The sequence below is a fragment of the Exiguobacterium sp. s161 genome (genome assembly GCF_018619045.1).
GTDB classification, from domain to species: domain Bacteria; phylum Bacillota; class Bacilli; order Exiguobacteriales; family Exiguobacteriaceae; genus Exiguobacterium_A; species Exiguobacterium_A indicum.
Genome location: NZ_JACSNH010000006.1, coordinates 23,625 through 38,629, shown reverse-complemented (window position 1 = coordinate 38,629; position 15,005 = coordinate 23,625). Strand labels below are relative to the sequence as shown.

Annotated in this window: 17 protein-coding genes; 3 read left to right on the top strand and 14 right to left on the bottom strand. The window is 48.8% G+C overall.

Annotated features, from left to right (window positions below):
• The first annotated feature begins 53 nt into the window (after positions 1 to 53).
• Positions 54 to 1,079, top strand: coding sequence for an iron-containing alcohol dehydrogenase family protein (locus KNQ14_RS13805; protein WP_214861371.1), 1,026 nt, complete (start codon positions 54 to 56; stop codon positions 1,077 to 1,079).
• A 51-nt stretch (positions 1,080 to 1,130) separates the two neighbouring features.
• Here KNQ14_RS13805 and KNQ14_RS13800 read toward each other — a convergent pair whose 3' ends face one another.
• The 5 genes from KNQ14_RS13800 to KNQ14_RS13780 all read right to left on the bottom strand — a co-directional run bounded on the left by KNQ14_RS13800 (position 1,131) and on the right by KNQ14_RS13780 (position 4,826).
• On the bottom strand, positions 1,131 to 2,093 hold the full coding sequence (locus KNQ14_RS13800) for an EAL domain-containing protein (protein ID WP_214861370.1): 963 nt from the start codon (positions 2,091 to 2,093) through the stop codon (positions 1,131 to 1,133).
• A gap of 179 nt (positions 2,094 to 2,272) precedes the next feature.
• Complete coding sequence (locus KNQ14_RS13795; RefSeq protein WP_055970203.1) at positions 2,273 to 2,536, bottom strand: DUF1294 domain-containing protein; 264 nt, start codon at positions 2,534 to 2,536, stop codon at positions 2,273 to 2,275.
• Between the two features lie 18 nt (positions 2,537 to 2,554).
• Positions 2,555 to 3,292, bottom strand: coding sequence for a TPM domain-containing protein (locus tag KNQ14_RS13790; RefSeq protein WP_214861369.1), 738 nt, complete (start codon positions 3,290 to 3,292; stop codon positions 2,555 to 2,557).
• Positions 3,289 to 3,882: a LemA family protein gene (locus KNQ14_RS13785; RefSeq protein WP_214861368.1), complete on the bottom strand. Its 594-nt coding sequence runs from the start codon at positions 3,880 to 3,882 to the stop codon at positions 3,289 to 3,291. The genes KNQ14_RS13790 and KNQ14_RS13785 overlap by 4 nt, the downstream gene beginning before the upstream one ends.
• Positions 3,883 to 3,989: 107 nt before the next feature.
• Positions 3,990 to 4,826, bottom strand: coding sequence for an undecaprenyl-diphosphate phosphatase (locus tag KNQ14_RS13780; protein ID WP_214861367.1), 837 nt, complete (start codon positions 4,824 to 4,826; stop codon positions 3,990 to 3,992).
• A gap of 174 nt (positions 4,827 to 5,000) precedes the next feature.
• Here KNQ14_RS13780 and KNQ14_RS13775 point away from each other — a divergent pair, with 174 nt between their 5' ends.
• On the top strand, positions 5,001 to 7,082 hold the full coding sequence (locus KNQ14_RS13775) for a heavy metal translocating P-type ATPase (protein WP_214858785.1): 2,082 nt from the start codon (positions 5,001 to 5,003) through the stop codon (positions 7,080 to 7,082).
• 51 nt (positions 7,083 to 7,133) lie between these two features.
• Here KNQ14_RS13775 and KNQ14_RS13770 read toward each other — a convergent pair whose 3' ends face one another.
• From KNQ14_RS13770 to KNQ14_RS13760, 3 genes are read right to left on the bottom strand one after another with little or no spacing between them, the layout of a single operon-like run.
• Positions 7,134 to 7,946, bottom strand: a complete 813-nt coding sequence (locus KNQ14_RS13770; RefSeq protein ID WP_023467025.1) for a ZIP family metal transporter — start codon at positions 7,944 to 7,946, stop codon at positions 7,134 to 7,136.
• A gap of 51 nt (positions 7,947 to 7,997) precedes the next feature.
• Complete coding sequence (locus KNQ14_RS13765; protein ID WP_023467027.1) at positions 7,998 to 8,327, bottom strand: YolD-like family protein; 330 nt, start codon at positions 8,325 to 8,327, stop codon at positions 7,998 to 8,000.
• Positions 8,311 to 9,633 (bottom strand): Y-family DNA polymerase, encoded by a 1,323-nt coding sequence (locus KNQ14_RS13760; RefSeq protein ID WP_214861366.1) that lies wholly within the window; start codon positions 9,631 to 9,633, stop codon positions 8,311 to 8,313. Before KNQ14_RS13760 ends, KNQ14_RS13765 begins: the two co-directional genes overlap by 17 nt.
• Positions 9,634 to 9,808: 175 nt before the next feature.
• On the opposite strand from KNQ14_RS13760, the gene KNQ14_RS13755 reads away from it, so the two are divergent.
• Positions 9,809 to 10,447: a pentapeptide repeat-containing protein gene (locus tag KNQ14_RS13755; protein WP_214861364.1), complete on the top strand. Its 639-nt coding sequence runs from the start codon at positions 9,809 to 9,811 to the stop codon at positions 10,445 to 10,447.
• A 67-nt stretch (positions 10,448 to 10,514) separates the two neighbouring features.
• Here the strand turns inward: KNQ14_RS13755 and KNQ14_RS13750 are convergent, their stop codons facing one another.
• The 6 genes from KNQ14_RS13750 to KNQ14_RS13725 form a co-directional block, all read right to left on the bottom strand.
• On the bottom strand, positions 10,515 to 11,270 hold the full coding sequence (locus KNQ14_RS13750; RefSeq protein WP_058703768.1) for an MBL fold metallo-hydrolase: 756 nt from the start codon (positions 11,268 to 11,270) through the stop codon (positions 10,515 to 10,517).
• 60 nt (positions 11,271 to 11,330) lie between these two features.
• The gene (locus KNQ14_RS13745) at positions 11,331 to 11,819 is read right to left on the bottom strand and encodes an arsinothricin resistance N-acetyltransferase ArsN1 family A (protein WP_064300625.1); all 489 of its coding nucleotides are present in this window, start codon (positions 11,817 to 11,819) and stop codon (positions 11,331 to 11,333) included.
• A gap of 124 nt (positions 11,820 to 11,943) precedes the next feature.
• Positions 11,944 to 12,480, bottom strand: coding sequence for a 1,2-dihydroxy-3-keto-5-methylthiopentene dioxygenase (locus KNQ14_RS13740; RefSeq protein ID WP_023467032.1), 537 nt, complete (start codon positions 12,478 to 12,480; stop codon positions 11,944 to 11,946).
• 16 nt (positions 12,481 to 12,496) lie between these two features.
• Complete coding sequence (locus tag KNQ14_RS13735) at positions 12,497 to 13,117, bottom strand: methylthioribulose 1-phosphate dehydratase (RefSeq protein ID WP_214861361.1); 621 nt, start codon at positions 13,115 to 13,117, stop codon at positions 12,497 to 12,499.
• The gene (locus KNQ14_RS13730) at positions 13,114 to 13,773 is read right to left on the bottom strand and encodes a 2-hydroxy-3-keto-5-methylthiopentenyl-1-phosphate phosphatase (RefSeq protein ID WP_214861359.1); all 660 of its coding nucleotides are present in this window, start codon (positions 13,771 to 13,773) and stop codon (positions 13,114 to 13,116) included. The genes KNQ14_RS13735 and KNQ14_RS13730 overlap by 4 nt, the downstream gene beginning before the upstream one ends.
• On the bottom strand, positions 13,770 to 14,960 hold the full coding sequence (locus KNQ14_RS13725) for a 2,3-diketo-5-methylthiopentyl-1-phosphate enolase (protein ID WP_029340724.1): 1,191 nt from the start codon (positions 14,958 to 14,960) through the stop codon (positions 13,770 to 13,772). Before KNQ14_RS13725 ends, KNQ14_RS13730 begins: the two co-directional genes overlap by 4 nt.
• Positions 14,961 to 15,005: the final 45 nt, after the last annotated feature.

Genomic DNA, 15,005 nt, shown 5'->3' with positions numbered 1-15,005 from the left:
AAGTGAGTTCTTTTGCGTATACTGAGCGATAACAAATATTAGGAGGCGATCCTGTGATTCGACAAGCTGTTTTACAATACATACATGAGCAACACGCACTCGATCAACTTAAAGAAGTGATAGGTGATCGTTCAGCAGTCCTGATTCATGGACGTCAAGCCTATGAAGCAGCCGCTTTTGCTTTACCAGAATTACCACGTTTTTCATTTGAAGGGCATTGTACGGATCAACAGGTGGAAGCTTTCAAACAGGTATGTGCTCCATACGATGTGATTCTCGCGCTCGGAGGTGGGAGTGTCATCGATACGGCAAAACAAGTTGCGTTTCAATTACAACGCCCGATCATCGTCATTCCGACGATCGTCTCGAACTGTGCTCCGTGGACTCCGCTCAGTGTCATGTATAACGAAGAGGGACAGTACATCCGATTTGATACGTTCCCCGTCGTGATTGAAGCCCTTTTACTCGATCATCGGATCATCGCAGCAAGTCCGTATGCTTATTTTGTAGCGGGACTCGTCGATACGCTAGCGAAGTGGTATGAAGCACGTGCCTTAAGCGGATCATCGGCTGAAGATCCCATCATTGAGATGGCGCTTCGGACAGCTGAACGTTGTAAGGATCTTATCTTGTCGACGAATATAACGGAAACGCGTTTTCGTGAGTATCCCGTTGAAATCCAACATCTCGTCGAAACCGTCATTCCGTTAGCCGGAAGCATTGGTGGTTTTGGTGACGCGGCGACGCGTGGTGCAATCGGACACGCAGTGCATAACGCGTTATCGCCTTATCCAGAAACGCATGCGTTTTTACACGGGAGTAAGGTCGGTTACGGACTACTCGTTCAGGAGAAGTTACTCGGACATGATGACGATTATGCAGAGTTGCGTGACTATCTTCTTGTACAAGAACAGCCGACGACACTCGCAGACTTCGCATTATCGCTCGATGTCGTCGAAGCACTTGCTTTACGGACATCAAAAGAGGAACTGTGTCGTCTGTTGCGTCCGATTGTATCAACAGAACAATTAGTCGATGCTATCACACGGAACGAGACGGTTTCCGTTTCGACGACTTAACATAAAGATACGCACATGGACCGAATCATCAGACGGTCCATGTGCGTATTTTTATTGTGCTTTCGCAAAGCGAGCATAAGGAGCAGGGCGACCGAGTAAGTATCCTTGACCAAGATCGAAGCCGAGTTCGCGGCAAAGATCGAGTTCTTCTTGCCGTTCGATACCTTCCGCTAAGATTTGAATCCCCATTTCTCGTGTCAGATGACGGGCTTTTCGTAAAAAGGCTTCGTTTTCTGAGTTCATATCGCAGTGATCGATGAAGGAACGATCAATCTTAATATAATCCGGTTGAAGCAAAGACAACATATCGAGTGTCGAAAAACCAGCGCCGACATCGTCCAGTGCTACTTGAATGCCTTGCTTTTTATACTGTTCGAAGACGTGTTTCAAATGGTTGACGTCTTCAATTTTTTCCGTTTCGACGACTTCGAAGACGAGCCGACTCGGATCGACTTGATAACGCTCGACGATTTCAAACGTATGGCGCAGGCAATACTCCGGATTATAGATCGTCGAAGGAAGGAAGTTGATGAACGTTTTTTCTGTGCCACCGATATGGTGCGTCGCACGGATGGCTTCTTCACGCGCTCGTTGATCGAGACGGGAATGAAGTCCCATCTTCGAGGCCGTTGAAAACAGGACACCAGGCGAGATAGGCGTGTTATCATCTGCTGCTCGTAGCAATGCTTCGTTCGCGACGAGCACGTTGCGCTGGATATCATAAATCGGTTGTAGGTGGCTCGTCATGACCCCATGCTGGATGAAATCAATCGCAGATCGATGCTTCAGTTGTTCTAGAAGCGCTGAAGCTAGGATAGGTGCTGTCACGTAACGCGATTGTGTGGCACGACACGATACAGGATAATCCGCTACACGTAAGAGCGATGTCAGTAGCTGTTCAAGCTGCTCGAACGATTGATAGGAATAGATTTCTGGCGTTGGTGATTGAATATGGAGTGCTCCCGCTTCAACGAAACGGATTGATGTCGTACATTCGGCGCAAGGATGCCACATAAAGGGATGTCCACCTCTCAGTACATCAAAAAAGATGTATTTATTAAATTGGTTAAATTCTTTACCCTGAACAAAAAAGAAATTAAACCTGTTATTCATAATCATTGACCTCATACAAAAAAAGAAAAGGAACGACGGACACATTTCCGTACGTTCTTTTCTCTATCGGTCACATTCTTTTATTGTGAAGTGTAAATAAACCAGAAAGCGAGATGCAAGATAGCAGCTATTGGAACGAGCCATTGGAACTTCGCTTTCCGTGTCTTGTGCCGGACTGTGTACATACCAATCCAAGAACCAAGTGCACCACCGAGGAAAGCAATCGTCAATAGTGTCGCTTCGGATGTCCGGTAAGCATGTTGTTGCGCTCGACGTTTATCCTGCCACATCGAGACAAATCCGATGAGTGTCAGGAGGAGGTAATACCCTAAGATGATCCTCATGAAAAAACGACTCCTTTTCTACCGTTCGGCACCACCACCGCCGGAACTTCCGCCACCACCACGACTGCCACCATTTCCACCACCACCGCGCATGATCGCGGAGAAGATGTTCAAAATCGCAAAGAAGAACATACCACCGGTGAACTTCATATCGAGGAACAATAAGATCAATAATCCAGCACCGATCAGAATCTTCGTCCAAAGCGGAAGTCCGTCGTCATTTTGTGTTTTCGGAGGATCCTGTGACTCAAGCGATTGATCCTTTGAGATGACACTGACGACCGCTTTATATGTTTCGGAGGCTGCTTTTCCATACTCACTGTTCTCTTTATAAGGAACCGCGTATTGATCGAGGATGCGCCCAGCCGTGATGTCCGTCAAGATCCCTTCAAGCTTATAACCAACTTCAATCCGGAATTGTCGATTTTTTTCGTTTGGAGCGACGACGACAAGAACACCATTGTCTTTTCCTTCTTGACCGATGCCTTGGCGCCGGAACGTTTCATTGGCGTAAGAGCTTAAATCCTGTCCCTTTAGATCGGGAACCGTCTTGAGGACGACTTGTGCCGTCGTATATCGTTCGAGTTCCTGACCGAGTTGCGCGAGTTCGGCTTCTTCCGAAGGGGTGAGCAGCTGAGCATCATCCTGAATGAAGAAGGCTGCTCCCGTCCGTTCTGAAACGGCACTAGCTGTTGGAACGAAGAGGAAGAAGACGAGGAACGCGCTCAACAGAAGTCGCGTCCACCGCCGAATCATTTCGAATCACTGTTAAAGTCGACGGTCGGATTTTCCCGGTCGCTGTCTGAAATCTCGTAATACGGCTTTTTCTCGAATCCGAAGGCGGATGCGTAGAGTGTCGTTGGGAAGCTCCGACGTTTTTTGTTGTAGAGGGTTACAGCATCATTGTAATCCTTGCGGGCGATCCCAAGACGATTTTCTGTTCCTTCCAGCGTGTCCATCAAGGATTGGAATCGTTCGCTTGATTTTAGTTCCGGATACGTCGTCTGCAAGGCAATCAATCCGCGAAGCGAAGACGTGACTTGTTGGTCAGCTTCAATTCGTTGCTCGGTTGACGCAGCACGCGCAAGACCCGCTTGGGCTTCTGCGACTTTTCCATATACTTTTTCTTCTTGACCCGCGACACCTTTAACAGTTTCAACGAGGTTCGGAATCAAATCCGCACGACGCTTGATTTGGTTGTCGACTTGCGACCATTTATTCGATACATCTTCTTCTACATTGACGAGGCTGTTGTATTGTCCGATTGCTAAAAAGGCAATCATGGCGACAACAACGACTCCGATGATTAATGGGAGTTTTGATGTACTCCGACTTCTGCGTGCCATGTGGCATTCACTCCTTTAGTTATGTCTCATCCCTATATACCCTTAACGAAGTGAATTAGTTTCAAAAAAATGAAAAACCGTCAGCTAAAATAGCTAACGGTTTGAACTTACATGTAGACGATGACAGCTAAGACAGCTGCTAAGACAAGACGGTAGATTGCGAATGGAACGAGTTTGATCTTGTTGATCAGCTTCAAGAAGAAGCGAATCGATAAGAGGGCAAACACGAACGACGCAACGAAACCGACAGCATAGAATGCGAAGTGGTTCGGTTGAATGTTCTCCCAGTTCTTAACGAGCGAAAGGAAACTAGCACCGAACATGATCGGTACAGCCATGATGAACGTAAAGTCAGCTGCCGTCCGGTGATTCATCCCGAGGAAGACCCCTCCGGAAATCGTTGAACCAGAACGGGAGAAGCCAGGCCAAAGGGAAATACATTGGAACAGACCGACGAGTGCTGCTTGGCGATATGTAATCTGATCAAGCGATGTGGTTTTTGGTTCCTTTGGTCCGAATTTATCGGCTGCGATCATCAAGAGGGCACCGACAGCAAGACCGATGATGACCGTTTCAATCGAGAAGAGGTTCTCATCGATGAAATCTTCGAATAACAACCCGAGAACAGCTGCTGGTAGAAGACCGATCAAGACGTGACGTAGTTTTAACTTGTGTGTCCCTGATGCGTCATGTTCGCCTTCAATCTTATACAAACCGATCAAGCTGAAGAGGCGTTTCCAAAAGACGACGATGACCGCGAGGATTGATCCGAGCTGAATGACGACCTTAAAGGTGTTCGCCGAATACTTACCAAGAAATTCTGTTGTTTGTAACCACATGTCATCCACGATGATCATATGACCAGTCGAGGAGACAGGTGCGAATTCCGTCATCCCTTCGACGAAACCGAGTAAAAGAGCTTTCAAGAGTTCAATGATGTGCATGGTAATCTCCTTCTATAATGATGTGCTATGTAAAAACATATCATGTTTTATTCTTGTGAGATAGAACCAATCAGAATATCGGGCGCAAGACCGAGGAAAGTATGGATTGATAACGGAAGGAAAAAGGCGTACGATGACTGTATAATCAAACAAATATTTGAATGAGGTGAGAGAATGCGTGAAGCGACTGAACCGATCCGGATTTCAGGAATTGATTGTGCGAACTGTGCAGCGAAAGTAGAGCGTGGCGTGGCAAACGTAACAGGAGTCAAGGAAGCGACGTTGGATTTCGCAGGGCAACGTCTCTATATCACATACGCATCCCCAGATATCCAAGAACAGACGTATCGTCACGTTGTTCAGCGTGTTCACGAACTAGAACCAGATGCTCTCCTGCAACGCGAGCAGGATACACGAGACACGACTGAAATGGTATTTTGGACAAGGTCAAAGAAACTTCAAACACTCATAGGTCTGACTTCTTTCGGAATAGCATTTCTTGTTCCCGAGTCCATACAAATATGGTTGTATCTTACGGCGTATGTATTCATCGGGAATGAAGTATTACGTAATGCACTTCGGTCGACACGACGCGGACAGTTGTTTGACGAGAATTTTTTGATGATGCTCGCGACGATCGGGGCATTCGTCATTGGGGAGTATACAGAAGCGGTGGCAGTCATGTTGTTTTATCAAATCGGTGAATATTTTCAGCATAGGGCTGTCAATCAATCACGACGCTCGATTTCAGCATTGATGGATATTAGACCAGAGCAAGCCGTGCTTGAGGATGGGCGACGTGTGCGTCCGGAAGATGTCATTCCAGGACAGCGAATCATCGTCCGTGCTGGGGAACGGATTCCACTTGATGGAACGATCAAGCAAGGTACTGCCTTTCTGGATACGGCAGCATTGACAGGAGAATCGGTTCCTCGGCGTGTACATGAAACGGATCATGTGCTAGCCGGTACGATCAGCACGGGCGGACAGTTAGTGATTGAAGTAGATCGGTCGTATACGGACTCGGCGGTCGCGAAAATCATTTCACTGGTAGAACAAGCCTCTCGTCATAAAGCACCGACGGAAAAGTTCATCACACGATTTGCGCGAGTTTATACGCCGGCTGTTGTCGTGATTGCGCTAATTTTAGCGGTTCTGCCGCCTCTCTTACTGAATGCTTCCTTTAGCGAGTGGACGTACCGGGCGCTTGTCTTTCTCGTCATCAGTTGTCCTTGTGCGCTCATGCTCTCCATCCCGCTCGGCTTTTTTAGTGGAATCGGTGCTGCTTCAAAGCGAGGCATACTCGTCAAAGGCGGAAATCATCTAGAATCGTTGCAACGAATCGATACCCTCGTCTTGGATAAAACAGGTACGTTGACGAAAGGGAATTTTGAAGTCGTCGCTATTCAAGCACATACGATGACGAAACAAGAGTTACTACAAGTAGCAGCTCGGGTGGAACGGCAATCGAATCATCCGATCGCGACTTCGATCGTCCGGGCGGTTGATGGCTTACCATCTAAAGATGGTGGCATTCACTTATCAGAAATAGCAGGGAAAGGCGTCAGTGGGGAGTACGATGGTCGACTGCTGCGTGCAGGAAATGCCGAGTGGTTAAAGGAACTGGGCTTTACACCTGATAAAGAAACCGAAATCGGTACCTATGTTCACATTACTCAGGACCAAGACTATCTGGGATGGATTCGAATTGCAGATCAACTGAAGACGACGACGATGGAAGCGATCATCCAATTGAAAAAGCGAGGCATCCGTCGAATCGTCATGTTGACAGGCGATCGGAAACAGACGGCAGAAGCAATCGGAAAACAGTTGGATCTCGATCACGTCATTGCGAACTTGTTGCCGCATCAAAAAGTCGAAGCGCTGGAAGAACTGATGAAGACAGCAAAAGGAAAAACAGCGTTCGTAGGGGATGGAATCAACGATGCCCCTGTCCTGACACGGGCGGATGTCGGAATCGCCATGGGCGGAATCGGGAGTGATGTGGCGATTGAAGCAGCGGATGTCGTTTTGATGACCGATGAGCCGAAACAGCTTGCCGATGCGATGGATGTTGCCAGAACGACGCGAAAGATCGTCTATCAAAACATCTATTTTGCCCTTGGAATCAAAGCAATCTTTTTGTTACTTGGAGCCTTTGGAATCGCAACGATGTGGGAAGCCGTCTTTGCTGATGTCGGTGTGACAATGTTAGCGGTCCTGAATGCGATGCGTCTATTAAAGATACGTGCATGAACAAATATGCGATCATTTCCTCTTTTGAGGAGATGATCGCATATTTTTAGATCACCCGAGTGCGACATCGAGAATCATCATGACCGTAAACCCGACCATCAGACCAAGCGTTGCTAAATCGGATCCGTTCTCTGCTTGTGATTCCGGAATCAATTCTTCGACGACGACGAAAATCATCGCTCCGGCAGCAAACGATAACGCATACGGTAGAAGCGGTTGAACGAAGAAGACCGCGGCTGCTCCGACCATCGCGGCAATCGGTTCGACGATTGCTGACAATTGACCGTAATGGAAGGCGCGCCGGCGCGACATTCCTTCACCGCGTAGTGGAATCGATAGGGCAGCCCCCTCCGGCATGTTTTGTATCCCAATACCGAGTGCGAGCGTCAAGGCACCGGCGACGGTCGCACCGTCCATGTTCAAGGCAGCGGCACCAAAAGCGACACCAATCGCAAGTCCTTCGGGAATATTATGCAACGTGATCGCAAGAAATAATAACGTCGTTTTCTTGAGTCCTGTCGAAGGACCTTCAGCCGTCTCGAGTGGTGCAGATAAGTGCAAATGCGGTGTGACGAAGTCAAGCAAACGGACGAAAAATCCACCAGCGAGAAAACCGATGGCGGCAGGAATCCAAGCGATTCCTCCATCCTGCTCCGTGAACTCGATCGCAGGAGCAAGCAGCGACCAAAACGACGCGGCAATCATGACGCCGGCGGCAAAACCGAGCATCATGTTCATGACGCGTTTTTCAATCGTCGTAAAGACGAAGACGAGTGCCGCACCAAGTGCGGTTAACCCCCACGTCATCATTCCGGCAAGCAATGCTTGCACGACGACGGGGAGGGAAGTAAACCAATCCAACATGACTATTCCTTCTTTCCGGGGACGATTTAAAGCATCCATCTGTATGAGAGCTTACCCGTTTTCGATCCGGACGATTCGTGTGAAGGGAATTTCAATGACTTCACGTCCGCGCAGAAAGAGAACGGAACGTTCGGGTTCTAGTCGTTCGACGAAACCGACGACCGTCACGTAGCTACTTTCCTTATAATACGTGATTTCAAGTTCGTTTCCTTCTATTAAAGCTTCTTGAAGCAGAAAGTGCCATGATTCTTGCAACTGTTCATCAATTTCAGGCAAGTCGAGCTGATGCATCTGGACATAATATTCCCGCAACAGTTGCAAATGTTCCGGCATGAGAAAAGGAATCCATTTTAAATTTCCTCGATCACGATACGCTGTCATGAAGATCACCTCCCGGATGACCGCCGACGAAACGAAGACGACGTTTGGCGACACTCGTATCAAGAAACGAGACAGCGAGGCGAATCGTTCCTTTTCCGTAGCGGAGGTTGACGACATCCATTGCTTTTAATAACCGTCGTCGTTTCCAGAGCCGCGCATTATCCTCGAACAAAGACAACTGTAAGGTGCCTTGATCGGCAGTCAAATGCCCCACTGCGACGGATAAAAAACGAACAGGTTCTCCGTCGAGCCAATTCGGTTCGAATAATTGTAAGACGTGACGCAGAATGATTCGTTCATCGGATGTCGGATAAGGCAACCGCACTTGACGGGAGAAACCACTTCGGACGACGTTTCGAGAATAGCGGACGCCGATGTGAACGGTCCAGCCGACTTGATTCGAAAAGCGACAACGTGCGGCAACATCCTGCACGAGTTCATTGAGCACATTCCGAATGCGTTCGAACTGATAATAGTCCTGCATTAAGGTCACACCGTGTCCGATCGTCCGTTGAGGGGCTTTCTCGAACAGATGACGAGGCGCAAGAAGTGTCGGTGACGCGTCAAGACCCCAAGCGTGGTGCCATAGTTCGGCACCGATGACACCGAATCGTTCGTGCAACTCTTCGACAGGGCGCATTGCAAGATCACCGATTGTTTCAATCCCCATCATCTGCAGATGTTGTTCCATACGGTGTCCGACCCCCCACATCTTCCGAATCGGAAAATCATGAAGACGTCGTGCGACGTCGGCATATCCACATCGCGCGATGCCTTCTTTTTTCCCGATTAAATCAAGGGTCAGTTTCGCGATGACGTTATTTGGACCAATCCCGATCCGGACGTGGATGCCGGTCTGTTTCAGGATCGCTTCTTTAATTTTGAGGGCAGCTTGCAGGTCGGAACCAAATAGGCGATCGGTTCCGGTCATGTCAATGAAGCTTTCGTCAATCGAATAGACGCGGATCGCTTCAGGTGGGGCGAATTGGTGCAGGACATCAAGGACACGTATTGACGTCTTCATATAAGCGAGCATGCGTGGTTCGACAAGTTGAATCGTGCGACGAACAGCGTATGGCAATTGCTCGATTTCATATAGTCGACCGGCTGTCTTGATTCCTAGTGCTTTTAAGGCAGGGGTGGCAGCGAGAATGACGGATCCGCTTCGTTTTAAATCGGAGACGACCGCTAAGCGTGTCGTCAAGGGAGGGAGATTGCGATACTGGCATTCACAACTGGCGTAGAAGGACACACTGTCGACACAAAAAATACGTTTATCTTGTGGTAAAACGACGGAAGAAAACATTTGAATCACTCCTTTACATAAAAGAACGTATGTTCTTATTTTGATTTTCTTTGACTATAGCATGGTCTCAAAGTGTCTCAAAATAAAAACTGTTGAAAAAAGGGGAATTTGAACGATTTTCCCTCATATAAAAGGAGTTTGATATACTAAGGGAGAGAAAAAGGGGGAACCTTCATTGAAAGAGACCATTATCCGTTTACCAGAATTACCGAAAACGCTTCAACCAGAGACGTTCGATCAAGTCGAAATCGATGACCTGTATCTAAAAGGGGCGCGTTATGAGAAAGAGTCGATGCCGAGTGAACTGACAGAACGCATCGATGCCTATCAAGTGTGTTTTCAAAATGTCTCGTTCGCGAATCTCACCTTTGACCGTGGTTCGTTCGAAGATATCCGTTTTGAGCAATGTGACTTAACGGGATGTCACTTCCAAGAAACTCGTTTTCACCGCGTGTCCTTCGTCGGATGCCGGATGACGGGTGTTCAGTTCGAAGATTGTACGCTGGACCATGTGACGATTCAGGAAGGACTTGCGGATTACGCACAGTTCATTCGCAGTACGGTCCGTCACCAACACTGGAGCGAAACGACGATGAAAGAAGCACAGTTCTTCGAAGTGAAACCGACCCAGTGGAAACTCGAAGCGGTCCGGCTTACGGATAGTCAATGGATTGAAACGCCGTTAAAAGGTCTCGACCTCCGGCAGACGGAGCTCTCTGGTATTACGATCGATCCGCGATTTTTACCAGGTGCTGTCATTACGGAAGAGCAAGCAGTCGCCTTTGCTCGTTTGTTAGGTCTCGTCATCCCATAACAAAAAGAAGTCCTTGTTTCGATGGATATTCGAAACAAGGACTTCTTTTTAATGAAAGTTACTGTTCTTAAAATGACATCGTTTCGCCATCCTCCGGAATCAGGAAATGGGCAGAGAGATGGAAAGCAGTTAAAAAGTCAGCAATCATATCACGTCGCAAGAGACAGTGGTTGACGGACTCGAGGTGCGAGACGATGATCGTCGCTTCCGCCGCCGCTTCGTGTACGGCAAGGAGATCACGCTGTGACATCGTGATCGGCTCTCCGGTCAAGAACTGAGCGGCACCACTGTTGACGACGATGATATCGGGTGTATGTTGTTCGATTGCATGCGCGACCTCGTCGCACCAGATCGTATCACCTGCGATATAAAGTGTCGGTTCGTCCGGATGGGTGAGGACGAGCCCAGACACACGTCCCATCCGTTCGCCGATTTCACCGACACCATGCTGTCCACCTGTTCGATGGATTTGGATATCACCGATCGTTACACCGGAATCGAAGGAAGAAACGTTCGTGAAGCCGGCTTCTCGAATTTGTTGCGCGTCTTCTTCTTGCTGCGCATAGAGTGGCAAATGCTTGGGTAGAAGTTGTTTTGCAGCATCGTCGAAATGATCGGCATGCAGGTGCGTGACGAAGATTGCGTCAGGATCAAGCAGTGTCTTGACATCGACCGGTAAGTCGACGAGTGGATTGGCGACGGCATTCGGTGTTTGACCGAAGGGAGGTAAGCTGCCTTTTTCGCCAAGGAACGGATCAATCAGTAAGACTTGATTGGCATACGTGACAACGAGTGTTGCATTACGAATTTGTTGAATATCCATTAGGTTCATCCTCTCTCAATGAATCGGATTGACTATTCCCTGTCTGGCATTCAATGAATCCTATCGCAAGCGTTTCTCCATCGCCATGACGTCGACATATTCGCCGTTCAACTGTCCTTGCTCCTTAAACGTTCCGACGATCCGGAACCCGGAGCGGATATAGAGTTTTTGTCCGATTTTATTGAATGGGAAGGTAAAGAGGATCAGCTTATGCATCTGATGATCACGGGCATGTTGTTCAATCGTTTCGAGCAAACGTGTGCCAATCCCTTGTCCACGATGTGTCCGGGTGATATAAACCGAAATCTCACCGACGGATGCGTAGACAGGACGCGGATTATACGGATCGAGGGAAATGAAGCCGAGGACACCTGTGTCATCTTCAGCGACATATCCGGCATATCGATCGGTGCGTTCCGCATACCACTGGGTCATGAAGGATAAGTCCTTTTGGTCGGTCTCAAGCGTTGCGATCCGATCTTCAATGCCTTCGTTATAGATGGCGAGAATCGCTGGTAAGTCGTGTTCCGTTACGGGACGAATATGCATGACGCTCACTTCCTCATCGCTTTTCCTTCATTATATCGGTTACGTGTCAATGTAGTGATATGTTTGTGCGATAAGAAAAGCGCTGATTTCCTTCATATGAAGGAAATCAGCGCTTATATCGATCTTAAGAGACCGTTGACGTCTCGTTTTCATAAATCGGAACCCAGCCGTCTGTCGTGACGAAGATCCGAACAGCAACGACTTTACGATCGTCTTGAAGCGTAAAGTAGTGGCGTGTGTTAACAGGAACGGAAATCAAATCACCAGGATTGAGTTCGATATTGTAGTAGCCGACCTCTTCGTCTTTGATCGCGAAGACGCCATGACCGCTGACGATGAAACGAACTTCATCATCCGTATGGTGATGTTCTTTCTGGAAGTTGACGAGCAACTCATCAAGGTTCGGTGTCGTATCCGAAAGTGAGATGATATCAGCTGTCTGATACCCACGACGTTCTGATACGTCTTTGATTTCAGGAGCGAACGTATCGAGAATCGTTTGTTTGTCTGCATCCGTCAGTGTGAAGTTCTCAACGAGAGGCGCTGGAAGTTTCGAAACGTCCCACTGTTCGTAAAGAACGCCGCGTGACGCAAGGAAGTCAGCGACTTCCGTTTGATCCGTATACCGTGTGTTTGTTTCTTGGAATAAGACTGTTGCCATGAGATGATTCCTCCTTTTAATGAATGGATTGACGGCATGATTGCAACGTCAACGTGTAATTGAATAAAAACTCGAAGGCTTCGAGGTGTTTCTTTGCTTCAAAGGCGGTCGGTGCCCAGACCGTGATCCCGTGATTGCGGATCAGGACGGCACCACTATCCGCTGTGACATGAGGTGCAAAAGCAACGGCAAGCGTCGGGATGTCCGCATGATTCGGAATGATCGGTACCGTGACCGTCGCATCCTCTTCCCAGTGTCCGAGTGCCTTGATGATTTCTTGACCGGAAAAGGTGATACTGCCTTGATCGCCATAGAGTTCCGAAATCACATTGTTCGCAATCGTATGGACATGCAGAGAACAACCGGCGTCCGTTCGATTGAACACTTCGACATGGAGCAATGTCTCAGCGGAAGGACGCCCGGATTGCTCACCAATCAATTGACCGGTCGCATCGACATGAACGAAGTCGTCAGGAGTCGTCTGCCGTTTATCTTTTCCGCTTGCCGTCACAAGGAATTCAACCGGGACACCGGACGTCCGAATGGCGAGATTGCCACTCGTACCAGGGAACCAATCGCGCGCCGCAAGCTCTTGTTTGATGGCGCGTAGCTCTTCATACCGTCGCATGAATGTCATGTTGTCACCTCCGCTCGTGTTAAATCATGAACGATATCGTGGAACGTCTCAAACGGTGTATAGGCGATATCGTTCTCTTCACACAACGTGATCAGATAATCACGGGCATAGACACGATCCGCTTGTTTCGCGAGTTCGAAGTCCGTCACCGAGTCACCGATGACGATGATGACGTCATCGTCTTTGCGCAATGCCCGGGCAACGGACGTTTTACAACAGCCGCACCCGTTCGTGCAATGGGCATCGCAGGTGTTTGGCCAATCGATATGGACGAATGGACCACTGAAATCGGCGACGTTACAGTAAATCTGTTCTTGTTCAAGCAATGGCGCTAAGATCGGTTCGACGAAAAAGTCCATTCCACCGCTGACGATCGAAAAATCGATTCCTTGACGACGACTGTACTGAAGTAACTCCGAAAATCCGTCGCGAATGACTGCACGCTCCAACAAAAAGTCAAGATAGGCTGTTTTTCCGTCAGACGGCAGAAGTGCGAACATTTGCCCGACACCACTCTGAATCGATAGCGTCCGGTCGAGTACGCCGCGTTTCAACGGTTCGAAGTCACTCGCTGGCGCAAATTGTTGCATGAGTGCGATGATATTATCTTGCGTCGTCACCGTACCGTCGAAGTCACAAAGAATCCGTACGGTCATGACTTGATCCCCCAAGCGTCGAGGGCGATCCGTAATTCTTCATGACGCGATGCTGCCGCCGATAGGGATTCATTTGCGAGTGCCGCATCGAGTGCCTGACGGAAAGCAATGACACCAGCCGCAGCACCTTGCGGATGACCATGTACGCCGCCGCCGGCGTTGATGACGGAATCGATACCGAAGTCCCGTACGAGTTGAGCGACGAGTCCAGGATGAATACCAGCTGAAGGAACCGGGAAGATCGATTTCGTCTGACCGAGACGGGTCGCTTCGACCGCGATGCCACGGGCGACATCCTTTGGCAAAGCGACATTGCCGTAAGGAGACGGGAATAGCGTCAAGTCTGCTCCAGCAGCACGCGGTAATGTGCCGAGTAAGACAGGGGCAGCGACTCCGTGATTCGGGCTAGCAATCAACGCACCGCTATATGCTGGATGATTGAAGATCGGAACGTTGATTTCCGGATCACTCGCCAGTTCGCGTAAGACGTCGAGTCCGTATGTGAAGGTATTCAGCAAGAAAGCAGTCGCTCCAGCATCAATCAATCGCTTGGCTTGATCCTTGAGCGTAAAGACGGGACCACTGAGTGTGATCGCATATAACGCACGTTTACCGGTCCGGTGGAAGTGAGCATCGATGACCTCACGTCCGATTCGTGCCCGGTCAATCGTCGGTGTCAACGGATTGTCGTATAGGATCTCATCGTCTTTGACGAGGTCAATCCCACCAGCGAGTTGTCCTTCGAGTTGATCACGAAGGAACGATAAATCCCGTCCGATGACTCCTTTGAAGATGCTCATTAATAATGGGCGATCTTCGACACCAATCAAGGAGCGGACCCCTTCGATCCCGAATTTCGCACCTGGAAAGTCCGACGTAAATGTATCGGGTAATAGCAATTCCGTTAGTTTGATTTCACCGTCGAGTGAGAGTTTCCCGAAGACGGTCGTTAGAATCGCAGAAAAGTCGCGCGATACGTTATGTTCCGGGTAACGAATCGTGATATATCCTTTGCCATCGCGCTCTTCGGTATGTACGACTTCCCCTTTGAACGAGGCGAGTTGTTGTTGTTCGAGATGATTCAGTTCCGTCCAAGAACCGACTGTCAGACCAAGCGCGAGTTGTTCAGCGCGTTGCTCGAGTCGATCACGGGCAGTCAATTGATAAGTAGCAGTGATATAAGCCATGTCTTTCCTCCTTCAACAAAAAAATGGTCTCTCGTCAGCGACAAG